Origin of the sequence: Citrobacter sp. FP75 (assembly GCF_018342065.1) — a bacterium.
Taxonomy (GTDB): domain Bacteria; phylum Pseudomonadota; class Gammaproteobacteria; order Enterobacterales; family Enterobacteriaceae; genus Citrobacter.
In genome coordinates this window covers 160,719-181,628 of sequence record NZ_JAFDOE010000007.1, presented here as the reverse complement: position 1 = coordinate 181,628, position 20,910 = coordinate 160,719, and the positions used below count along the sequence as shown (strand labels likewise).

Sequence of the window (20,910 nt, the reverse complement as noted above, 5' to 3'; positions counted from 1 at the left end):
AGCTATGGCTATAGCGTTATTTTTGTAGTGGTCAATAAAAACCAGCAGGCGTTCACAGAACACCTGCGGAGTAGATCATTTCGCGCAGTAGACTCTGGCTTCTCGGGGGGTGTAGATACCAATCGTTATAATACGCAAGAAAACATCCATGCCTGATTCCTGTACTTCGGTACGAATGACTTTATCTGCACCGCCACAAACAAGCGCAGCATCGATAGTTTGCGATTGACCGATTCCGTGTACAAAAAATGTTTGTTTGGTTTCATTCGTAGGTTTTACAGCAATGCCATTATTAATTTTAAAGGTTTGCTGTGCACAGCCTGATATTGCTGTGGCAGCAATAAAGGCAATCATTAATTTTTTCATTTTAACCGTTTGGGTTTGATAGTAAGGGGATTAATATTCCTATTTATTGCCCGTGGGGCATATCCGACCAGTAATTAATACTGGGTGAGTAATGCTGGTTGTTTAGTGAATATTTATTTTTGTAATAAGTTAATGCGATGTTTGTAGGCGTTTTGTAAGCTGATTTTGCAGAATGCCAGCATTTTATTAATATCAACATTGCTGTCAGCCAATAATGAATGTTTCTGTGCCTTATGTATTTCTACAGCGAGTGTTATGGCAATATCAGGAAGAGGCCGGGCGTATAATAGCCCGACCGGTAAACGTGAAGCCAATTAGAACTGGTAGTTTAACGAAACCCAGTAGTTGCGACCCGGGTTAACGTATCCGGTCGTAGATTGAGCTGTCTGGTAATAGTCACCCGCGTAGGTGCTGCTGCGGCCTACCTGATACAGGGTGACGTCGCTAAAGTCTTTATCCAGGACGTTATTCACGGCTGTATTCAACGTCAGTTCTTTGGTCAATTTATAGGACATTCCCATATCCAGAACGGTCCAGGCTTTTAAATTTGCCCCTTTATCATCATACACCGCCTTTTGTACTGCACTGAGATTGTCATAATTTTCGGTAAAGCGTGGGGCTTTACCACGATAGCGTGCGCTCAGCCAGGCGTTCATATCTTCGGTTGCCTGCCAGTTCAAACGGGCGTTAGCCATATGTTTGGGGGTGTAGCTCAACGGTGCGCCTTTGTTCTCACCATCCTTTTGCTTGCTCTGCGTGTAGGTGTAGTTGAGCGACAAACTCAGTACGTCGGACCAAAGAGGGAAGGTACTGGCGAATTCAACACCGTCCGTTCTTGCCTTGCCGCTGTTGGTATAGCTGTTGGTATTATCATCGATAGAGTACGAGACAATTTTATTTTTGTATTCGGTATAAAAGCCGGTAACGTTGGCGTTCAGCCCTGCATCGTTCTCATAGTACAGCCCGGTTTCATAGCTGGTGCTTTCTTCTGGCTTAAGATCAGGGTTGCCGACCGTATTGACGGTTCCCTGGGCGGTAACGCCGCTGATGCCGTTGTGTAACTGGCTAAGTGACGGGGCTTTGTATCCGGTTGTAACGCCGCCTTTCAGGGTCCACTCTTCGGAGACGTCCCAGACCATGTAGGCTCGTGGGCTGAGGTGTCCGCCAAAGACATCATTATGCTCGTAGCGTGTACCTGCGGTTAATGTCAGCGAATCGAGAATGTGCCATTCATCTTCCGCGTAGGTCGCCCATGTTTTCTGGTGGAATGTTTCGCCGGTATTGGCCAGCACCACGCCGTCCTTCATGCGGGCATCCCAGTATTCTCCGCCGAGGGTAAGCAGATGTGAATCGCCCAATGGCGTCAGCAGTATCGAGTCCAGAATGACGTTGGTATTTTTCAGTTCACGAGCGTCACCGGCCCGGCCTGCATTTTCAGGCGTAAGGGCAGAGGAGACCAACTGGCGGCCTTTGTTCTCGGTTTCATTCCAGCCCACGGATGATTTCCAGGTGCCGAATGTTAATGCGGTATCGTGACCCAGCGTGACCTTGTTGCGCTCATAGCGCAGGGTTTTATCGTATCCCCCGGTCAGGTTACCAAGTTGCCCGTCGCCATTATCGTAGCGCTGTCTTGCGGAGTCGAGATCCAGCCAGAGCGTATTACTTTCACCGGTTTTCCAGTCCAGACGGGTACCGATGTTGTAGTTTTCTGATTCCGTTGGATAAGGCACGCGCGTCGACGTGGTATCGCTCAGGGAGGTGACGCTGGAACCTTGTCGCTGTGTGGTGCTTCCGCGCACCTGCATGTCCAGCACGCCGGCGATTAAAGGACCGCTTGACCAAAAATTGGCAACCGTGCTGTTACCCCATTTATTGCTTTCTTGTAGGTTAACACCGGTATTGATGGACGTGCTCCATTTGTCCGTACTTCTTTTGGTTATGATGTTAACGACACCGCCGATAGCATCAGAACCGTATAGCGTCGACATGGGGCCGCGAATCACTTCAATATGATCGATGGCTGCCAGAGGAGGCATAAAGCTGGTGTTCATTGCAGAGAAGCCGTTTGGCGTCACGTCACTGCTGCCATTTTGACGAATACCGTCTATCAGAATCAGGGTATAGCTGGCGGGCATGCCGCGAATGCTGACCTCCAGACCGCCGGTTTTACCGGTGCTGCTTTCAACATCCACCCCTTCTACAGAGCGCAGGGCTTCACCCAGGTCATTATATTTATTGGTTTGTAATTCTTGTTGAGAAATAACAGAAACGCTGGCGGCGGCGTTGGTGATCTTTTTTTCGTAACCAGAAGCGGTCACGACCATCACGTCGTCGGCGAAAGCATAAGTACAGCTGAATCCAAGACAGGACAGAACGACAGAGGCAACAGGTTTTAAACGCATAGTCAAACTTCCTTTGTTAAAAATTCAAAGGCAGTAAGATAATTGATGGAAATGATAATACAAATAATTATCATTACAAATTTACATAACTTGTCACTTTATGTGTATTTCTTTAATAAATATACATAAATTGTCATAAATTTCAGATAAGGAAATGGCAGGAAGACCAATAGTCTGCATTGGCAATTGTTAGGCTGGGATGAATATGTCATTGAACAAATGGCTACGGTTTAAGCAATTCTCTACGATTCAAATCGTACTCATAACGGAGTATCAGAAAAAAGTATGATAATTTTATGAAATCATCATACTTTTCTGAGCCGCATCATTTTTTTCACCATTTCTGTCCGCCATAATCACTTTCCCCGGAGACCGTTTAACGGCAATCAATCGTTGAACGGCATAAAATAATGCAAATCTGGATAACATAATGATTAAAGGCAAGCTGGCACGGCTGACGTGTGCATTGACACTGGCATTTTCTTCCTCCCTTTTGGCTGCACAACCTGCGGCACAAGGGCAGACGTTAAAACTGGCTATTGGGCCAGAACCCACGGAAGGGTTTGACCCGATGCTGGGCTGGAGTCACGGCAGCTATCTGCTACTGCATGCGCCTTTATTAAAGCAAAATGCGGATATGAGTTGGGGAAACCTGTTGACGGAAAAGGTGGCGACCAATGCAGATGGTAAAACCTGGACGTTAACGTTAAAACCCGATCTTAAATTCTCCGATGGATCCCCGCTCACGGCTGAAGATGTGGTGTTCACCTTCAACAAAGCCGCGACAAGTGGTGGGAAAATCGACATGGGGAATTTCATCCATGCCCGCCAGAAAGACAATCGTACGGTAGAAATAACGCTACGCAGTCCGCAGAGTACGTTTGTGAATGTGCTGGGCTCGTTAGGCATTGTTCCGGCAAAACAATACGATGAAAAAACATTTGCCAGAAATCCGATTGGCGCTGGTCCTTATCGGTTGGTGAGTTTTCAACCGGGTCAGCAGTTGATCGTAGAAGCTAACCCCTGGTATGCCGGTAAGAAAAATGATTTTAACCGGCTGGTATTTGTCTTCCTGGACGAAGATAACGCGTATGCAGCCGCACGCAGTGGGCAACTGGGTCTGGTACGTATTGCGCCGTCAATGGCCGTTGCTCCTCAGCAAAGCAATTTGAAGCTGTGGGTTCGCAACAGCGTAGAGAACCGAGGGATTGTCTTCCCGATGGTGCCGGCAGGCAAGAAAGATGCTAACGGTTATCCGGTAGGTAACGATATTACGGCCGATGTCGCCATCAGACGAGCCATCAACTATGCCATCGACCGTAAGCAGCTTGCTGAGCAGGTTATGGAAGGTCACGCTATCCCGGCGTACAGCGCGGTTCAGGGGTTGCCGTGGCAGGGGCCATCGGTTGCATTTAAAGATGGCGACGCTGAAAAAGCACGTACCATTCTGGAACAGGCTGGCTGGAAAGTCGGCCCGGATGGCGTGCGTGTAAAAGACGGCAAAGAAGCCCGCCTGACGTTATGGTATGCGAGCGGCGACAGTACGCGTCGGGATTTAGCCGAAGCTGTGCGTGCGATGCTTGAGCCTGTAGGCATTGCGGTATCACTGCAATCCGGAAGCTGGGAAACCGTTGAGCGGCATATGCATGCGAACCCCACGCTGTTTGGCTGGGGAAGTTTAGATCCGATGGAGCTTTTCCATCACTACAGCGGGCAGGCTGCGGGCGTTGAGTATTACAACCCCGGCTATTACAGCAATCCTGTGGTTGAACAGCATCTGAAACAAGCCGTTGATGCTGCGGACTGGCAAAAAGCGGTGCCTTTCTGGCAACAGGTGGAATGGGATGGTAAGCAGGGCGCAGGTGTCCAGGGCGATGCTGCGTGGGCATGGTTACTGAATATACAGCACACCTATCTGGCCAATCCGTGCATTAACCTGGGTAAAGGCGCGCCGGAAATTCACGGCAGTTGGTCTCTGCTCAACAATCTTGATGAATGGACCTGGACCTGCCGTTGATGAAGTCTGTTGTGGGACATTTTGTACGGCTGGTAGTGTTGTTGGTGCTGGTTGCTGCTGGCACCTTCATCCTGCTCAGCTTTTCGCCTGTCGATCCGATTCGTGCCTATATTGGTAACGATCTTCTGCATGTTCCGCCAGAACAGTATGCGCGTATCGCCGCACGCTGGGGGTTGGATCAGCCGCTGTGGGAACGTTTCGGGCACTGGTTTGCACGCGTCTTACAGGGCGATCTCGGGTATTCGATGCTGTTTAATGCGCCGGTCGCCAGCGTGATCAAAGAGCGTTTTGCTACCTCTTTCGCGCTGCTGAGTGGCGCATGGTTATTGTCGGGTTTGTTGGGCACAGCAATGGGGTTTGTCGCCGGGCGCTTTCTGAACCGCTGGCCGGATAAAATGATCTGCCGCCTCAGCTATCTGCTCTCATCATTGCCGACCTTCTGGATTGGTATGCTGCTGCTGGCCGTGTTTGCGGTACGCTGGCCGTTGCTCCCCGTCTGCTGTGCGTGGGAACCGGGTAATAGTGGCGATATGGCAACCTTCACTGAGCGTCTGCGCCATCTGGTTCTTCCGGTATGTGCCCTCAGTTTATTGGGATTAGGGCAAATTACGCTCCATACCCGAGAAAGCATCGCCAGCGTGATGAAAAGCGAATTCGTCCGTTTTGCCCGTTCCCAGGGGGACAGGGGGTGGTCGCTGCTGCGCCATCAGGTCCTGCGCCACGCCATCACTCCGGCGCTGTGCCTGCAGTTCGCTTCGCTTGGCGAACTGTTCGGTGGCGCATTGCTGGCTGAAAAAGTCTTTGCGTATCCCGGACTGGGGCAGGCCACCATCGATGCCGGATTGCGTGGCGATGTGCCGCTACTGATGGGGATCGTCCTGTTCAGTACCGTGCTGGTGTTTATGGGCAACTCGCTCTCTTCCTGGTTAGTCCATGTTCTGAATCGAGCGGTGGAGCGTCCTGATGCTCTATAACCCAACCCCAACGTTAATTCGCCTGCTGCTGTCTGCGGGGGGGCTACTCTTCATCGCCCTGTATGGTTCCGCCACGCTGGATAATGCGCTGAACGTCGACCTGCTGGCCCGCCATCTGCCACCGGATGCGCTGCACTGGTTTGGTACGGATAACCTCGGACGTGATTTATGGGTGCGTTGTTTTCAGGGAGCGCTAACCAGCCTGCAGATTGGTATCGGCGCGGCATTGTGTAGCGGATTGATTGCCTTATTGATGGCGGCGGTTTCGCGGTTACATCCGCGTATGGATGTCCTGATGCGTCTGGTCACTGACGCCATGCTCTCTATGCCGCATCTGCTGCTGCTTATTCTGATCTGTTTTACCCTTGGCGGCGGTAAAAGTGGGGTCGTGCTGGCGGTTGCGCTGACCCACTGGCCGCGCCTGGCCTTGATCCTGCGCGCCGAGGCAGAACGTGTCGCACACAGTGACTACCTGATGCTGACCCGACGGCTGGGGCACGGTCATTTTTACTGCTGGCGCCATCACTATTTACCTGCGCTTTTGCCGCAATGGTTAACCGGCACGTTGTTGATGTTTCCGCACGCGGTGTTACATAGCGCGGCGTTGAGTTTTCTTGGATTCGGGCTGGCGCCGCATGAACCGTCGCTGGGGCTGCTACTGGCGGATGCGCTGCGATTTATCAGTCACGGCAACTGGTGGCTGGTGCTGTTTCCAGGATTAATGCTGTTCAGCCTGGTGATGTTATTTGACCAGTTTGCCAGGGCGGTACATCGTTTGTGGTTGAGAGGTGAAGCATGTTGAGTCTAAAGCAGGTCTCGCTGGACGTGGCGCGCTATCGCTGGTACGGCGCGAGAAAATGGTCATCGCTGCTGCAGGATATTTCTTTTGATATTGCACCCGGTCAGATGGTGGCGTTAGTCGGCGGCAGCGGAGAAGGTAAGAGCCTGCTGTTGCAGTGCCTGCTCGATCTGCTACCTGAGAATCTGCGCGTTAAGGGCGCGATAACTCTCGATGGCAAAACGCTGGATCGCAATGAGATCCGTGAATGTCGCGGCAATACCTTTAGTTATGTACCGCAAGGTGTACAGGCGCTGAATCCATTGCTGAGCATTGAAAAACATTTAAAAAGAGCGAGTCAGCTCTCCGGTAAGCCCTGGGATGCGGGGGAAATGACACAACTGCTCCAGCGTAGTCAACTGGATGCCAGCGTATTAGATGCCTTCCCGCGCCAGCTTTCCGGTGGGATGGCTAAACGTATTCTGGCGTGCCATGCGTCGCTCAGTCAGGCGCGGTATATCCTCGCCGATGAAATTACTGCCTGGCTCGATGCGCCATTGGCTAATCAGCTGCTTGGGCATTTGCGCGGGCTTTGCGAGCAGGGACGCGGCGTGCTGTGGGTGACGCACGATCTTACGCTGGCTGCGCGTCATGCGGACCGCATTGTCGCTCTGCATCAGGGACGGGTATCGGATAACGTGAGTCGGGAACAGTTGCTGCGTGGGGAAATAAGCGAACAGCTGCAGCGGCAATGGCGGGCGCTACCTGAAAGAAATCAACTTTTTGGAGAGCTGAATGCTGTGCTGTCGTGATGTTACTATTCGCCAGGGCGGCAAGATGCTGTGGCAAAATCTGACGTTCTCGCTGGCTATCGGGGAACGCATGGGGATTTGCGCACCCAGCGGAACCGGGAAAACCACGCTGGGACGCGTGCTTGCCGGATGGCAAAAGCCAACATACGGTGAAATTTTAGTCGATGATAAACCGTTACCGGTCGGGCAATATTGCCCGGTACAGCTGGTGCCGCAACATCCGGAACTGACGTTCAACCCCTGGCGGACTACAGGTGATGCGGTGCGGGATGCCTGGCAGCCGGACGCAACAACGCTCGCCCGTTTGCATATCAACCCTGAATGGTTAACCCGCCGCCCCGGGCAGCTTTCCGGTGGCGAACTGGCGCGTATTGCACTGCTTCGCGCGCTTGACCCACGCACGCGTTTTCTCATTGCCGATGAAATTACCGCCCAGCTTGACCCTTCTATTCAACGAGACGTATGGGCTCTGCTGCTTGAAGAATGCCAGCGTCGCCCGTTGGGTATACTCATCATCAGCCATCAGCAGGCATTGCTTGATCAGATATGCTCGCGAATGCTGCCTTGTCCATAATCGTCCTTTCTCTGTGTTAATGGCTTATCAACGCGGTTGAATGTTGCATAACCGCGTTGATTAATTCGTAATGTTATATTATAACATTTCACTCGCAAACATATTGAGGGTGGAATTTTGGCTATTCGTTTGGAAAAACTGGCAGCTGTTCTGGGGATGCTGTTCATCAGTAGTCAGGCGTTGGCTCATGGGCATCATTCCCACGGCGCGCCGATGACCGAAATAGAGCAAAAAGCGTCAGAGGGCGTTTTTGATAATAGCAATGTGAAGGACCGGGAGCTGACCGACTGGGATGGAATGTGGCAGTCTGTCTACCCTTATCTGCTCAGTGGCGAGCTGGATCCGGTATTTAAGAAAAAAGCCGAGAAGGATAAAAGTAAAACAGCGGAGGAGATTAAAGCCTATTACCGCAAAGGCTATGCCACCAAGGTGGACACTATCGGCATCGAGAACGGTGTGATGGAGTTTCATACCGGTAATCAGGTTGCGTCGTGCAAATATGACTATGCCGGGTACAAAATATTGACTTACACGTCAGGTAAAAAGGGTGTGCGTTATCTGTTTGAGTGCAAAGAGGCAAACAGCAACGCGCCGAAATACGTTCAGTTTAGCGATCATATTATTGCGCCACGCAAATCGAGCCACTATCACATCTTTATGGGAAATACGTCGCAGGCGGCTCTGCTTGCAGAGATGGACAACTGGCCAACCTATTATCCGTACCAGCTAAAAGCGGAAGAGGTCATCGACGAGATGCTGCATCACTAATTCAGGCATGGCTGTATTAAAACCCGCCGGTAACGGCGGGTTGTTGAACGCGTTGAAATTATTTTCCGGCAGCCAGCGTGCTGTAGCTGGTCATCAGGTTGCGGTAGTCAGGAATATGGTTGGAGAACAGTGTGCCCAGTCCTTCAACGTCATTACGCCAGTCGCGGTGTAACTCGCAGGCCAGGCCGAACCAGGTCATCAACTGTACGCCAGCAGACGACATACGGTTCCAGGCGGAGTCGCGGGTCAGTGGGTTAAATGTACCGGAAGCATCGGTGACCACGAAAACGTCGAACCCAGCTTCAATGGCCGACAGCGCAGGGAACGCGACGCACACTTCGGTAACGACCCCGGCGATAATTAGCTGCTTTTTACCCGTCGCTTTAATCGCTTTGACAAAATCTTCGTTGTCCCAGGCGTTAATCTGCCCCGGACGTGCGATGTAGGGCGCGTCAGGAAACAGGGCTTTTAGCTCGGGTACCAGTGGGCCATTAGGGCCGGTTTCAAAGCTGGTGGTCAGAATGGTTGGCAATTTGAAGTACTTCGCCAGATCGGCCAGTGCCAGCACGTTGTTCTTAAACTTGTCGGGATCAATGTCACGAACCAGCGACAGCAAACCCGCCTGGTGATCGACCAACAGTACGGCAGCCTGATCTTTATCAACACGTTTATAAGCAATAGTCATTTTTCTTTCTCCAGGTGATGAGAGGGTGCCTTGAGGGCTAAATCTATTGATAAACAGTAGTGGCTATCCGGGATATTGGGTAGTCGCAAAAATGAGTTTCATCGTTGCAAATATGGAACGAAAATTATTTTTGGCGCGCGGTTTGGCGCTATAAATTGTGGAAGTGCTTTCCGGCCTTATTTCCCTTTCCATCAGGCGATGCATTCGTTAGCATATTGTCTCGCAGCAAGTGCATGTGTTTTACCAGGAAGAGGTTAACGTGTTCGCAGAGTATGGAGTTCTGAATTACTGGACGTATCTGGTGGGGGCTATTTTTATCGTGCTGGTGCCGGGCCCAAACACGATATTTGTGCTGAAGAACAGCGTCGGGCGAGGGGTGAAAGGCGGTTATCTTGCCGCATGCGGTGTGTTTATCGGTGATGCCGTGCTGATGTTTTTGGCCTACGCAGGCGTTGCGGCATTGATCAAAACAACGCCCGTTTTGTTTAATATCGTGCGTTATTTGGGTGCTTTTTATCTGCTGTATCTCGGTGCGAAGATCCTGTATGCCACGTTAAAATCGAAGGCCACGGATACCGCGACGGAAGAAACGCCATTTGGCGCTATTTTTAAACGCGCATTAATTTTGAGCCTGACCAACCCGAAAGCCATCCTGTTTTATGTGTCGTTTTTCGTCCAGTTTATTGACGTCAATGCGGCGCACTCGGGATTGTCGTTCTTTATTTTGGCCATTACGCTTGAAGTGGTGAGTTTTTTCTACCTGAGCTTCCTTATTTTCTCAGGCGCTTTTGTTACGCAGTATATTCGCACGAAGAAGAAACTGGCAAAGGTGGGCAATTCCCTTATCGGTTTAATTTTTGTTGGTTTTGCTGCTCGTCTGGCGACGCTTCAGTCGTAACGCCACTGACCCGCTCATGGTGGCGGGTCTTCAGTTTTTCCCGATTCTTTTCATTGTCAGTCAATGACAGCAATAACCAATAAATGGTATTTAAAATGTATATTTTGAGGCGTACCCTGTTCACAGCAGCGGTTCAATAAGACTCGCTGGTTGTCGACTGGAAAAGGGAAGAAAAATGCTTCAAATTCCACAAAATCACATTCATACACGCTCAACTCCGTTCTGGAACAAAGAAACTGCGCCTGCCGGAATTTTCGAACGCCACCTTGATAAAGGAACCCGTGCCGGGGTTTATCCTCGACTTTCGGTTATGCAGGGGGCGGTCAAATATCTCGGATTCGCAAATGAACACAGTCCGGAGCCTGAAGAGGTGATGATTATTGAAGCCGGTCAGTTTGGCGTTTTTCCGCCGGAAAAATGGCATAACATCGAAGTGATGACCGACGATACCTACTTTAATATCGACTTTTTCGTTGCGCCTGAAGTCCTGATGGAGAGTGCTAATCAGCGAAAAGTCGTGCGTACCGGCAAGGAGTAAATCATGAGTAAAGCAACCTATACCGTTACCGTGACCAATAACAGCAATGGTGTTTCTGTGGATTATGAAACTGAAGCGCCAATGACGCTGCTGATCCCCGATGTGGCAGCCGAAGTGGTCAAAGATCTGGTGAATACTGTACGTTCCTACGATACCGAAAATGAGCATGAAGTCTGCGGCTGGTAACGCCGTGAACACTTTTATTCTTTGAATTTATTCACCTTTAAGTAGAAACCGCATTGCGTTACGACAGCGCATTGCGGTTTTTTTATTGGCTGAATGTGTTGGTTTTGTTGTGTGAAAAGTCCGGAAAAAGAATTCTTAAGAAAACCTTAAGAACATCGCATTCATTGCTAATAGCCAACTATTCACAGGGGTTATGATCGCAGCACAGTAACAATACAGAACATCGCGCTTATGAAATTGAATACCCAACTCACATTACCAACATTCATTCTTGGACTGGTCATCGTGGCGATCCCGTTCACTGCGAACTGGAATCTTCCTTTGCTAAACGGTACCGTCGTCAGATGGATTGAAAATGGGCAGGCGCTCTGGCTGCTGTTCGGAGCAGTGTTCACCTTCTGTTATATTCGGCCTTTATCACGTCCTGAAGGCGAGAAGCAATTCTGGCTTTGGGCGGCAATGTGGTGGCTGGTATTACTGGGCAGAAGCACCAGCTGGGGTCGTGATTATTTCCCTGAGCAGCCTAAAATTCTATTCAGATCCATCTCGGTCGTGTTAATCGCCATGATAATTCTGCCAGTGCTGCTGTCGAAACGCTTACGGCAGGATATTGCGCGTCGATTACGCAATGAACCGCTACCGCTCTGGCTGCTGGCGATCACCGCTTGTGCATTTTTGATTTCTGACACCGTCGAGCATCACCGTCTGTTGGCATCACTGTTTCTACATAACGCCCATTACGGCGATCTTATTGAAGAGTTGTATGAACTGCCGTTTATGGCGGGATTGTTTCTGATAAACCTTGGTTTTATGCAGCGGGACAAGCAGGAAGAGTATTCGTCTGTTCACGTCGGCAAACCGCAACTGGCCGATTGAGACAAAACGCAGCCTGAGTCCGCGAGACAAAACTCAGGCTGCGGTGGTTGTTGCTTACGCAATGGCCTCACATAAACGTGATTTCATCTCGCTGTACGATTGTGCGGCATAATATTCCGCCCAACCTTGATCGGTAATGTGTTCGATAATCACCGCGCAATACTTGGTTTCCGGTGTTTTCGAGATCGGATCGAGGTTATCCTGAGTGAGTTCGTTACAGGCGCCAATCCACCACTGATACGTCATGTATACCGTTCCGCTATTGATGCGTTCGGAGACATCTGCCCGACTGATCACTTTCCCGCGACGTGAACTTACCCATACCAGATCGCGATGTCGGATCCCCAGTTTGGCTGCATCCTGAGTATTAATCTGCACATAGCCCGGTTCATCTGCCAGCGCCTGCAGCGCCGCACAGTTGCCGGTCATGGAACGACAGGAGTAATGCCCCACTTCACGCACGGTGCAGAGCACCATCGGATAGTCTTCATCAGGTATTTCCGCAGGCGCGCGCCATTGCGCGGCAAACAGTTTGCCTTTGCCGTTGGCAGTATCAAACTGGCTGTGGGCATAAAGATACGGTGTGCCTGGGTGATCGAGATCCGGACAAGGCCACTGAATATGGCCCATATCGCCCATTTTTTCGTAGGTTACGCCGTAGAACAGTGGGCACAATTCGCGCATTTCATCCCAGATTTGCTGGTTGTTTTGATACTGCATCGGATAGCCCATTTCGGTTGCCAGCAGGCTGATAATCTCCCAGTCGCGCTTCACATCCCCGGTGGGGTCGATCGCTTTCTCAAAACGCTGGAAACCGCGATCGGCACAGGTAAAGACGCCACCGTGCTCACCCCATGAGGTCGCAGGCAGAATAACGTCGGCCATTTCCGCGGTTTTGGTCATGAAAATATCCTGCACCACGATAAAATCGAGCGCGTTGAAGCCCTCGCGAACCAGACCCAAATCGGCCTCGGTCTGCAGCGGATCCTCCCCCATGATGTAGTAGGCCTTAACTTTGCCTTCGATCGCCAGGTGGGGAACTTCGGTGATGCGTGTGCCGACCTTGTCATCCATCAGGTTGACGTCAATCCCCCAGGCTTTGGCAAATTTCTCCCGAACCGCAAAGTCGGTAACATCCTGATAGCCCGGAAACTGATTGGGGAGAACGCCCATGTCGCATGCACCTTGAACGTTATTCTGCCCGCGTACTGGGCCCACGCCGACGTTAGGTCGCCCCAGATTCCCGGTCAGTAGGGCCAGGCTCGACAATCCGCGGACCACGTCAACAGCTTGTCCAAACTGCGTCACGCCCATTCCCCACATTACCGTTGCTGAAGGTGCGGCGGCAAAGGTGCGCATTGCCTGGCGCACCTGCTGAGCGGGAACGCCGGTAAGGTGTTCAACGGCTTCAGGCGCATAGTCCTTCACGGTTTCCCAATAGGTTTCCAGACCTTCGACATGCTTTTGCACATATTCACGGTCGTAGAGTTGCTCTTCAATTAGCACGTAACCAAAGGCGTTGACCAGCGCCATGTTACAGCCGTTTTTTAACTGCAGATGCTGGTCAGCAATGCGCGCTGTTTCAATGCGGCGGGGATCGCAGACAATGATTTTAGCGCCGTTCTGGCGAGCCTTGATGACACGACGGGCAACAATCGGATGGGAGTCTGCGCAGTTATAACCAAAGATAAGCAGGCATTTGGAGTTTTCAATGTCGCTAATGGAGTTGCTCATTGCGCCATTGCCCAGGGTTTCCTGTAAGCCGGCAACGGAAGGGCCGTGACATACGCGGGCACAACAATCGACATTGTTGGTGTTGAGTACACCCCGCGCGAATTTTTGCATCACGTAGTTGGTTTCATTCCCTGTCCCACGGGAAGAGCCTGTCGTCATGATGGCCCGAGGACCAAAGGTGTTCTTGATGTCGGATAAGCGTTTTGCGGTGTAACGAATGGCCTCATCCCAACTAACGGGTGTGAATTTTCCCCCTTTTTCATAACGGATCAGTGGGCGAGTCAGGCGGGGCGTCAGAAGCCGCGTGTCGTTAAGAAAATCCCAGCCATAGTAGCCTTTCAGGCATAACTGATTTTGGTTTGTGACACCCTCTGCGGCTTCGGCGCGGATGATTTTGTTATTTTCAACAACAAGCTTGAGCTTGCACCCGGCCCCACAGTACGGGCATACACTGGTGATTTTTTTCATCAATAACAGACCTGTTAAATGCTGAAATAGCGCGAATTGTAGACGCAGCCATGTGAACAGGTCACAGGCTACGATGTATCGTAGTGACGGGCGGATAAAGCATAAAGTGTGCCAGAAATGAAAATGCAGCCGCGGCAGGGGTTAGCGATAAAATTGGCAGTAAAGCGACTGACGAAACGACATTAATGACGATGAACGTCAGAAAAGATCGCCATTTGGCAAGATTTAACCCCATGAAACATCGGATAAAGATGAAAATTCAGAGTGATGCTGATCACAAATTTTAATTTTTCAGGTCTATGCTATGCTTTTATATGACGAGTGAATCGTTAACTTAAAAACATAAGCGAGGAAACAAATGGGCATACTTTCATGGATTATTTTCGGTCTTATCGCTGGGATTTTGGCAAAATGGATTATGCCGGGTAAAGATGGCGGCGGATTCTTTATGACCATTATTTTAGGGGTTATTGGTGCGGTGGTCGGTGGCTGGATCAGCACATTGTTTGGCTTTGGTAAAGTTGATGGTTTCAACTTTGGCAGCTTTGTCGTGGCGATTATCGGCGCGATCGTTGTCCTGTTTATCTACAGAAAAGTCAAAAGCTAGGTCAAGACGTATACTGAAATAGAGGCCACTTCGCGTGGCCTTTACTTTTGTGTTACCACCAACCCAATCCGGTTCCCAGCACCACAATAATGGCGACGCCAATCATGATGAGCGTTGTTTTTTTCATTGTTATGCTCCCGGCGCGGCATAGCCGCCAATAAAGAACCAGGATAAGAAAACAACAGCGGAAATGAAGATAATGACAGGAAAAATAATACCAATCCGCATGGTTTCACCAGCCAACGTTATTTAAAGATGCCCCAGAATAGCAGGGCTTAATGTGTGACAAAAGCGGTTTTGTCCTGACGCTTTTTATCCTGATACATTGCGCTGTCAGCAGCATGAAGCGCACAGTTTAAGTCGGTTTCTCGCGGATCGACTTCAATAACGCCCAGGCTGGCACCAGGATAAAAAAGACGGATAGCGCCTAACTGATAGTCGCCGCATATTTGCTGTTGCAGCTGCTTTTTCACGCTTTGCAGACGCGCGTGCCGATCAATTCCATTTTGTTGCGACAGTCCTGCGACCAAAAATTCGTCACCGCCCAGTCGGCCGAGAATATCATTTTCACGGCATCCACGGCGTAAACGTTGACCAATCTGGATCAGAAACTCGTCGCCAACCTCATGACCAAAACGGTCATTGATCAGCTTGAAATCATCTAAATCGATATAGGCGATAATAATCTTCTGTTGCGCATGGCGGGCCAGCGAAAAGAGGGTTTCCATATTCTCAAAAATCGCCCGACGATTCGGTAATCCGGTGAGTGCGTCAGTGTAGGAGTGGGCAATCAGCGCGGCATTTGCTTGACGCAATTGCGTGACCAGAGACTCTTTTTGGATAGACTGCGCGATCAGGCCCGCAAACAGATGCAGGACCTGCTCTCCTCGCTGGCTCAACGCCTGCTGTTGTCGACTGGTAGCGCAAAGCGTACCGTAGAACGTCCCATCAGGTAGATGGACCGGTGTGCTTAAAAAGGTGGTAATTTCTAGCGCGCGTGCGGCGGAGCAGTCTGGCCAGCGAGCAGGGACGTTATCACTGTACAGACAGTTATCCTCGATTGCGCGTTTGCACAATGTTTCATCCCACGGTACCGAGAGCCCTTCGGGGATCTGCATCTGCCGACTGTTACGGGCATACAGAATATGCTGCAGTCGGGCATCTAAATCGACTTTGGTTAAATAGGTCGACTCCATATCAGTCACCACTTCGAGCATCTCCAGAAGTTGCCGAACCAGACTCTCAACAGACTGATCGCTGGCTAATGATTGTGAGACTCTGGCGAGGATCATGTCCGGCATGAGATGTAAATACTCCTGAGTGGTAGCAACAGCGGTAATGTCAGCATGATAAAACATCACTGTAAAAGATGAAACATGCCGTGCTGCTCAAAAAGTAAACGCGAAATGAAAACACATTAGTAAAACATGGAGATACATGGGCAGTCGGGGTAATCTGCCGTAATAACATCATTAGCAGGAGTGGTCATGAAATCTGTGTTTATTATGTTGTCAGGCATGCTGATGCTTGCGGGGTGCACGACGCAACCGGATGCCCCAACGCCACCAAAAATTGGCATGGCGAATCCAGCATCCGTCTATTGCGAACAGCAAGGAGGGACGCTGACAGCAGTGCAAACGCCGCAAGGAGTACGTTCTGACTGCAAGCTACCCGGTGGGGAAGTGATTGACGAATGGACGCTTTGGCGCAGAGATCACCCAGCTAAAAGCCAGTGATGGTCTGTCACCATTGACGTAACCACTCTGCCAGCACGAGGGCGTGGTTTTGCTGCGTATTTTTTGCGCCATACAGCAGCGTGACGGTCTGCTGACGCGCGATGTCAGCAAGCCGTTTTCCTTCCTGCTGCTGCTGCGAGAGTTCTGCACGGTATTGTTCTGAGAAATGGTTGAAATCAATGCTCTCGGCATGAAATGCTTTGCGTAGATCGGTTGAAGGCGTGAGGGCTTTGTTCCATTCATTGAACACCAGATCGGTTTTTTTTACCCCGCGAGGCCACAGTCGGTCGACCAGCACGCGATAGCCATCCGTTTTTTCAGCCGGGTCATACACGCGTTTACACTGAATGTTCATTTCTCAATCCGCTCTGTAAAATCATCGAAAGGAGACATGTTATCGTCTTCATTACGGTTAAATAAGATCGTAAAACGTGACCATTATAGCATTTTGCTACGATTGACTCCCAATTTAAGGGATTGTGAAAACAACAAAATATCGGTAGGGTGAGGCTCCTTATGTTGTCCCTTCTTGTCTGGACATAAGGAAACTCTCATGGATATTTCCCCTGTAAAAAATACGCTTCGCATTGCGCTGATCGGCGATTACAACCCCGAAATTGTTGCGCACCAGGCGATCCCTCTGGCCATTGATGACGCAGCCGCTGTGCTGGAATTAATGGCGGATTATGACTGGTTAACCACATCGGATATTAGCAGCGATGAGGACCTGGTCGGCTATGACGCTATCTGGGTGGTGCCCGGCAGCCCCTATCAACACACTGAGGGCGCGCTGACGGCGATTCGCTATGCCCGTGAAAATAGTATTCCCTTTCTCGGTACCTGTGGGGGTTTTCAGCATGCCATTCTTGAATATGCCCGCAACGTGCTGGGTTGGTATGATGCCGCACACGCAGAAACAGATACCGAAGGCCGTATGGTGATTACGCCGTTGAGCTGCTCACTGGTAGAAAAAACAGATGATATCGAACTGCGGGCGAATACGCTGATCGCCAAAGCTTACGGGCAGGAGGCGATTTCTGAAGGCTATCACTGCAACTACGGCGTGTCACAAGACTTTGCTGCCGAACTTGAACGCGGTGATTTACGCGTGACGGGCTGGGATGAGGCGGGAGATATTCGCGCCGTTGAACTGGTGACGCACCCTTTCTATATTGCCACGCTTTTTCAGCATGAGCGCGGTGCGCTGGCGGGAAAACCTGTTCCACTTGTTCAGGCGATGCTGCGCGCGGCGCGCGGATAAAAACCGGGCAGGTTTATACTATGCCTGCCCGCAACGTTAACGTTATGGCGTGGTTATCTCACGGTTACGTCCGGCATAAAGGCCGAACACAGCCATCAACGTGGCTAACAGAGCGACGCCAATCAACGGTATCTGCCAGTTACCGTTGAGGTCGTGAATTTTGCCCATCAGCGGAGGCCCGCACGCGGCCAGTAAATACCCTACGGACTGCGCCATGCCTGACAGTGCGGCGGCCTGGTGCGCAGAGTTGGCGCGAAGCCCGATGAACGTCAGTCCGAGGATCATCGTCGCACCCGAGCCAAAGCCGAACAAAATCGTCCACAGCACGGCCTGGTTGGGCAGCAACCAGAATCCCGCGGCTGCCATCGCGCACATCAGCGAGGCCAGTGCGGCGATAGCGCGCTGATCCTTAAATTTAAACAAAATTAGGGGGATCAGTAATCCGGGTGCGGCGGTGGCAAGTTGCAGTAAACCGTGCAGCGATCCGGCCTGCGCTTCGCTGTAGCCATGGCTAATTAAAATGGCGGGCAGCCAGCCAATAATCACGTAATAGATGAGTGAGTTGATCCCCAGAAACAGCGTCACCTGCCAGGCGAGGCTGGAGCGCCAGATTGCGCGGGAATGCAGTGCGCGCGAGTTACTCATCGTAGCATGGGCCGTCTGATGGTACTGTGGTAGCCAGATAAACAGTGCCAGTAGCGGAAAGACCATTAACATCATCAACGCACCGCGCCAGCCGAATCCGTTTAGCGCCAGCGGCACCACGATGGCTGATCCAATGGCGGCCGCAGCCCCCATCGTCAGCGAGTACGCCCCAGTGAGTTTTGCCACATGTTGCGAAAAATCGCGCTTAATCAACCCCGGGAGCAGCACGTTGCCTAATGCAATCCCGCAGCCAATGATGGTGGTTCCAGCGAACAGGAACAGCGGAGAGGGTAACGATCGTATGGCGATACCGGCGCAAATCAGCAGCATGGCGGCAAACAGGCTGCGCTCAATACCCCATCGACGGGCAACGCCTGCCGCCAGCGGGGAAACTAACGCGAAGGCCAGCAACGGCAGGGTGGTCAGCAGTCCCGTCTGGGCAGTCGTCAGTGCATAATCCGCGCGAATCGCATCCAGCAGCGGGGCTGCACCGGTAAAGGTGACGCGCAGCGTGGTGGCGATCATCAGGATACCCGCAATCAGCAAAGCACCTTGCTTGCCGCGGGGGGAAGGGGAATAGGTCATCTTTTTCTCTTATCGTCAGGCGAGGCGATACTTTAACGTTTTTACACTATGGATGAATCAAGCTAAAATGACAGATTATCGCTAAAATCGGACAATGTTATGCTTGGACTGAGGCTGGATGGGTATGAGCCGGATCGTTATCACGATGCCGCCGTGGCTTTTTGCATCCAGGCCCGGGAAGAGGAGCTTTTCAGCCCGCGACATCAGCACCGTAAAGGCCAGCTGATTCTGGCATTGCATGGTGCCATCACCTGTGAAGTTGAACATGCCATGTGGATGGTGCCGCCTCAGTATGCGGTTTGGATCCCTGGTGAGATCCCTCACAGTAATCACGTCACCGTCGGCGCTGAGCTGTGCTTTTTGTTTATTGAACCGCAGGCGGTGGTGATGCCCGAACGCTGTTGCACGCTGAAAATATCGCCACTATGCCGGGAGCTCATTCTTTCACTGGCAACAAGAACGGATGCCCAACGGCTGGAGCCAGCGACACAGCGGCTGACGCAGGTCTTGTTTGATGAACTCCCGCAGCAGCCGCAGGAACAAATGCAGTTACCGGTTTCCGAACATCCGAAAATTCGCAAGATGGTCGCAACGATGGCGCAGGAGCCCGCGCAATGGCAGACCTTAGGTCAGTGGGCCAGCGTGTTTGCGATGAGTGAACGCAATCTTGCCCGGCTGGTGGTGAAAGAGACCGGGCTGAGTTTTCGCCGCTGGCGTCATCAGCTGCAGCTGATTCTGGCGCTACAGGCGCTGGTGGATGGTCTCAACGTTCAACAGGTGGCCCAAATGCTGGGTTACGATTCGACGACCGCATTTATCACCATGTTCAAAAAAGGCCTGGGTCAGACACCAGGCCGTTATCTGAGCGGGTTGGCTACTGCTTCCCAACAATCAGCGAGACCAGACCCGCGGCAATGAGCGGCCCCACCGGGACTCCGCGAAACAGCGCGACGCCCAGTACCGTACCAACCAGCAAACCGGCGACCAGTTGTGGCTGACTGCCCATCAGCGTAACGCCTCGTCCACCCAGCCAGGAGACGACAACGCCGACAACAATGGCGACCAGCGACTTCCAGTTCACAAAGGAGTGAATGAGCGTGGAGGGCGGTAGCGTTCCGCTGGCGATCGGTGCCATCACACCAATGGTCAGGATAATAATCCCGACGGTCAGACCCTGTTTTTCAATCCACGGGAAAAAAGTATTCAGTGGGGTGACACGGACAATGATCAGCACCAGAATTGAAACGGCGACAGTGGTGTTGTGGCTGACAAAGCCCAGAGCTGCCAGTCCAAGCAGGATCAGCAGAGTGACATCAAACATCGTAGTTTCCTTGCCAAAAAAAGATAAGCCTGCTTACTGTACGCGCAAACGCGTGGCAGAACAGGCTTTTTTTAGTGATGAAGATGCTTTTTGGGCGAACGCATAATGTTGCGTTTCTGTGCCGGTAAGGGGGTTATAGCAGTGTTATTACGCGCGGCGGAACGCGACTAACTCAGGTTGTGCAATGCGCAGATAATCTTGGGTATCCATAATGACCGACTTTTCCAGCATCCCGGCGTTAAACGCGATCTCATCGAAACGATCAAACAACAGCGGATCGGCGACCAGCTTGAGTTGAGGATGGAAACTGAAGGGAGGAATGGCGCCAAAGACGCATCCCGTCAGTTCATCCACTTCCGCCGGGCTGGCGAGCGATGCCCTTAAGCCGCCAAGATGACTGGCAAGCTGGCTCAGGTCGGCCTGCTGATCGGCAGGCAGAATGGCAAGCACATGCTGATTGACGCCATTGCCTTTTACTTTACATACCAGGGCTTTTGCTCCCTGACCCAAAGCCGTGCCACGAATTTCTGATACCGCCTCGCATTTCCCGACGGCTTCATGGCTGACCACGCGGTATGTTGCGCCGTGTTCCGACAACAGCGAAATTAAACGCTGATGCGTTGCGTTACCTGTGTTTACTTCAGTCATTTCTTACTCCTGGTACCACAATAAATATCCT

Annotated in this window: 24 protein-coding genes and 1 pseudogene; 14 read left to right on the top strand and 11 right to left on the bottom strand. The window is 51.4% G+C overall.

The features are described 5' to 3' along the window. Nucleotides 1-75: 75 nt before the first annotated feature. Nucleotides 76-366 carry a Bor family protein gene (locus JQ822_RS20300; RefSeq protein WP_213134985.1) on the bottom strand — a complete coding sequence of 97 codons (291 nt, stop codon included), beginning with the start codon at nucleotides 364-366 and terminating at the stop codon, nucleotides 76-78. Nucleotides 367-680: 314 nt separating this feature from the next. Continuing rightward, a complete protein-coding gene (locus JQ822_RS20295) occupies nucleotides 681-2,768 on the bottom strand; it encodes a TonB-dependent receptor (RefSeq protein WP_213134984.1) in 2,088 nt (695 codons plus the stop codon). Nucleotides 2,769-3,198: 430 nt separating this feature from the next. On the opposite strand from JQ822_RS20295, the gene JQ822_RS20290 reads away from it, so the two are divergent. The 6 genes from JQ822_RS20290 (at nucleotide 3,199) to zinT (ending at nucleotide 8,691) form a co-directional block, all read left to right on the top strand. Then, nucleotides 3,199-4,785 carry an ABC transporter substrate-binding protein gene (locus JQ822_RS20290; protein ID WP_213134983.1) on the top strand — a complete coding sequence of 529 codons (1,587 nt, stop codon included), beginning with the start codon at nucleotides 3,199-3,201 and terminating at the stop codon, nucleotides 4,783-4,785. Then, a complete protein-coding gene (locus tag JQ822_RS20285) occupies nucleotides 4,785-5,759 on the top strand; it encodes an ABC transporter permease (RefSeq protein WP_213134982.1) in 975 nt (324 codons plus the stop codon). The genes JQ822_RS20290 and JQ822_RS20285 overlap by 1 nt, the downstream gene beginning before the upstream one ends. Then, on the top strand, nucleotides 5,749-6,561 hold the full coding sequence (locus tag JQ822_RS20280; RefSeq protein ID WP_213134981.1) for an ABC transporter permease: 813 nt from the start codon (nucleotides 5,749-5,751) through the stop codon (nucleotides 6,559-6,561). The genes JQ822_RS20285 and JQ822_RS20280 overlap by 11 nt, the downstream gene beginning before the upstream one ends. Beyond that, nucleotides 6,555-7,349: an ATP-binding cassette domain-containing protein gene (locus tag JQ822_RS20275; RefSeq protein ID WP_213134980.1), complete on the top strand. Its 795-nt coding sequence runs from the start codon at nucleotides 6,555-6,557 to the stop codon at nucleotides 7,347-7,349. Before JQ822_RS20280 ends, JQ822_RS20275 begins: the two co-directional genes overlap by 7 nt. Next, on the top strand, nucleotides 7,333-7,923 hold the full coding sequence (locus JQ822_RS20270) for an ATP-binding cassette domain-containing protein (protein WP_213134979.1): 591 nt from the start codon (nucleotides 7,333-7,335) through the stop codon (nucleotides 7,921-7,923). The genes JQ822_RS20275 and JQ822_RS20270 overlap by 17 nt, the downstream gene beginning before the upstream one ends. A gap of 117 nt (nucleotides 7,924-8,040) precedes the next feature. Further along, nucleotides 8,041-8,691, top strand: coding sequence for a metal-binding protein ZinT (gene zinT / locus JQ822_RS20265; protein ID WP_213134978.1), 651 nt, complete (start codon nucleotides 8,041-8,043; stop codon nucleotides 8,689-8,691). 58 nt (nucleotides 8,692-8,749) lie between these two features. Here the strand turns inward: zinT and ycaC are convergent, their stop codons facing one another. Beyond that, nucleotides 8,750-9,376 (bottom strand): isochorismate family cysteine hydrolase YcaC, encoded by a 627-nt coding sequence (gene ycaC, locus JQ822_RS20260; protein WP_213134977.1) that lies wholly within the window; start codon nucleotides 9,374-9,376, stop codon nucleotides 8,750-8,752. A gap of 259 nt (nucleotides 9,377-9,635) precedes the next feature. Between ycaC and leuE the strand changes: the two genes are divergently transcribed. From leuE to JQ822_RS20240, 4 genes are all read left to right on the top strand, one after another. Next, complete coding sequence (leuE, locus tag JQ822_RS20255; protein WP_213134976.1) at nucleotides 9,636-10,274, top strand: leucine efflux protein LeuE; 639 nt, start codon at nucleotides 9,636-9,638, stop codon at nucleotides 10,272-10,274. Between the two features lie 175 nt (nucleotides 10,275-10,449). Next, nucleotides 10,450-10,812, top strand: a complete 363-nt coding sequence (gene yeaR / locus JQ822_RS20250) for a DUF1971 domain-containing protein YeaR (RefSeq protein ID WP_213134975.1) — start codon at nucleotides 10,450-10,452, stop codon at nucleotides 10,810-10,812. Nucleotides 10,813-10,815: 3 nt separating this feature from the next. Beyond that, nucleotides 10,816-10,998 (top strand): DUF1869 domain-containing protein, encoded by a 183-nt coding sequence (locus tag JQ822_RS20245; protein ID WP_213134974.1) that lies wholly within the window; start codon nucleotides 10,816-10,818, stop codon nucleotides 10,996-10,998. Between the two features lie 231 nt (nucleotides 10,999-11,229). After that, nucleotides 11,230-11,874 (top strand): hypothetical protein, encoded by a 645-nt coding sequence (locus JQ822_RS20240; RefSeq protein WP_213134973.1) that lies wholly within the window; start codon nucleotides 11,230-11,232, stop codon nucleotides 11,872-11,874. 54 nt (nucleotides 11,875-11,928) lie between these two features. Here JQ822_RS20240 and fdhF read toward each other — a convergent pair whose 3' ends face one another. Then, nucleotides 11,929-14,076 (bottom strand): formate dehydrogenase subunit alpha, encoded by a 2,148-nt coding sequence (gene fdhF, locus JQ822_RS20235; RefSeq protein ID WP_213134972.1) that lies wholly within the window; start codon nucleotides 14,074-14,076, stop codon nucleotides 11,929-11,931. 358 nt (nucleotides 14,077-14,434) lie between these two features. Here fdhF and JQ822_RS20230 point away from each other — a divergent pair, with 358 nt between their 5' ends. Further along, a complete protein-coding gene (locus tag JQ822_RS20230) occupies nucleotides 14,435-14,683 on the top strand; it encodes a GlsB/YeaQ/YmgE family stress response membrane protein (RefSeq protein ID WP_135321547.1) in 249 nt (82 codons plus the stop codon). A gap of 52 nt (nucleotides 14,684-14,735) precedes the next feature. Here the strand turns inward: JQ822_RS20230 and JQ822_RS20225 are convergent, their stop codons facing one another. Genes JQ822_RS20225 through JQ822_RS20215 form a run of 3 tightly spaced genes read right to left on the bottom strand, consistent with a single transcriptional unit; the run spans nucleotide 14,736 to nucleotide 15,984 of the window. Continuing rightward, complete coding sequence (locus tag JQ822_RS20225) at nucleotides 14,736-14,810, bottom strand: hypothetical protein (protein WP_213135013.1); 75 nt, start codon at nucleotides 14,808-14,810, stop codon at nucleotides 14,736-14,738. Nucleotides 14,811-14,812: 2 nt separating this feature from the next. Further along, complete coding sequence (locus tag JQ822_RS20220; protein WP_096757327.1) at nucleotides 14,813-14,911, bottom strand: YoaK family small membrane protein; 99 nt, start codon at nucleotides 14,909-14,911, stop codon at nucleotides 14,813-14,815. Between the two features lie 47 nt (nucleotides 14,912-14,958). Beyond that, nucleotides 14,959-15,984 (bottom strand): sensor domain-containing diguanylate cyclase, encoded by a 1,026-nt coding sequence (locus JQ822_RS20215; RefSeq protein ID WP_213134971.1) that lies wholly within the window; start codon nucleotides 15,982-15,984, stop codon nucleotides 14,959-14,961. Between the two features lie 186 nt (nucleotides 15,985-16,170). Between JQ822_RS20215 and JQ822_RS20210 the strand changes: the two genes are divergently transcribed. Next, nucleotides 16,171-16,419, top strand: a complete 249-nt coding sequence (locus JQ822_RS20210) for a putative hemolysin (protein ID WP_213134970.1) — start codon at nucleotides 16,171-16,173, stop codon at nucleotides 16,417-16,419. 7 nt (nucleotides 16,420-16,426) lie between these two features. On the opposite strand, the gene JQ822_RS20205 is transcribed toward JQ822_RS20210, so the two are convergent. Then, on the bottom strand, nucleotides 16,427-16,774 hold the full coding sequence (locus tag JQ822_RS20205; RefSeq protein ID WP_213134969.1) for a DUF488 domain-containing protein: 348 nt from the start codon (nucleotides 16,772-16,774) through the stop codon (nucleotides 16,427-16,429). Nucleotides 16,775-16,972: 198 nt separating this feature from the next. Here JQ822_RS20205 and JQ822_RS20200 point away from each other — a divergent pair, with 198 nt between their 5' ends. Continuing rightward, a complete protein-coding gene (locus JQ822_RS20200; RefSeq protein WP_213134968.1) occupies nucleotides 16,973-17,680 on the top strand; it encodes a CTP synthase C-terminal region-related (seleno)protein in 708 nt (235 codons plus the stop codon). Nucleotides 17,681-17,722: 42 nt separating this feature from the next. On the opposite strand, the gene JQ822_RS20195 is transcribed toward JQ822_RS20200, so the two are convergent. After that, nucleotides 17,723-18,910 (bottom strand): CynX/NimT family MFS transporter, encoded by a 1,188-nt coding sequence (locus JQ822_RS20195; RefSeq protein WP_213134967.1) that lies wholly within the window; start codon nucleotides 18,908-18,910, stop codon nucleotides 17,723-17,725. Between the two features lie 99 nt (nucleotides 18,911-19,009). Between JQ822_RS20195 and JQ822_RS20190 the strand changes: the two are divergent. Next, nucleotides 19,010-19,802 (top strand): annotated as a pseudogene (locus JQ822_RS20190) (AraC family transcriptional regulator); the annotation flags it as partial. Here the strand turns inward: JQ822_RS20190 and JQ822_RS20185 are convergent. Both JQ822_RS20185 and JQ822_RS20180 read right to left on the bottom strand, forming a co-directional pair. Next, nucleotides 19,785-20,231 (bottom strand): DUF441 domain-containing protein, encoded by a 447-nt coding sequence (locus JQ822_RS20185; RefSeq protein ID WP_005120361.1) that lies wholly within the window; start codon nucleotides 20,229-20,231, stop codon nucleotides 19,785-19,787. The pseudogene JQ822_RS20190 and the gene JQ822_RS20185 overlap by 18 nt on opposite strands. Before the next feature lie 147 nt (nucleotides 20,232-20,378). Further along, nucleotides 20,379-20,879: a YbaK/prolyl-tRNA synthetase associated domain-containing protein gene (locus JQ822_RS20180; protein ID WP_213134965.1), complete on the bottom strand. Its 501-nt coding sequence runs from the start codon at nucleotides 20,877-20,879 to the stop codon at nucleotides 20,379-20,381. Nucleotides 20,880-20,910: the final 31 nt, after the last annotated feature.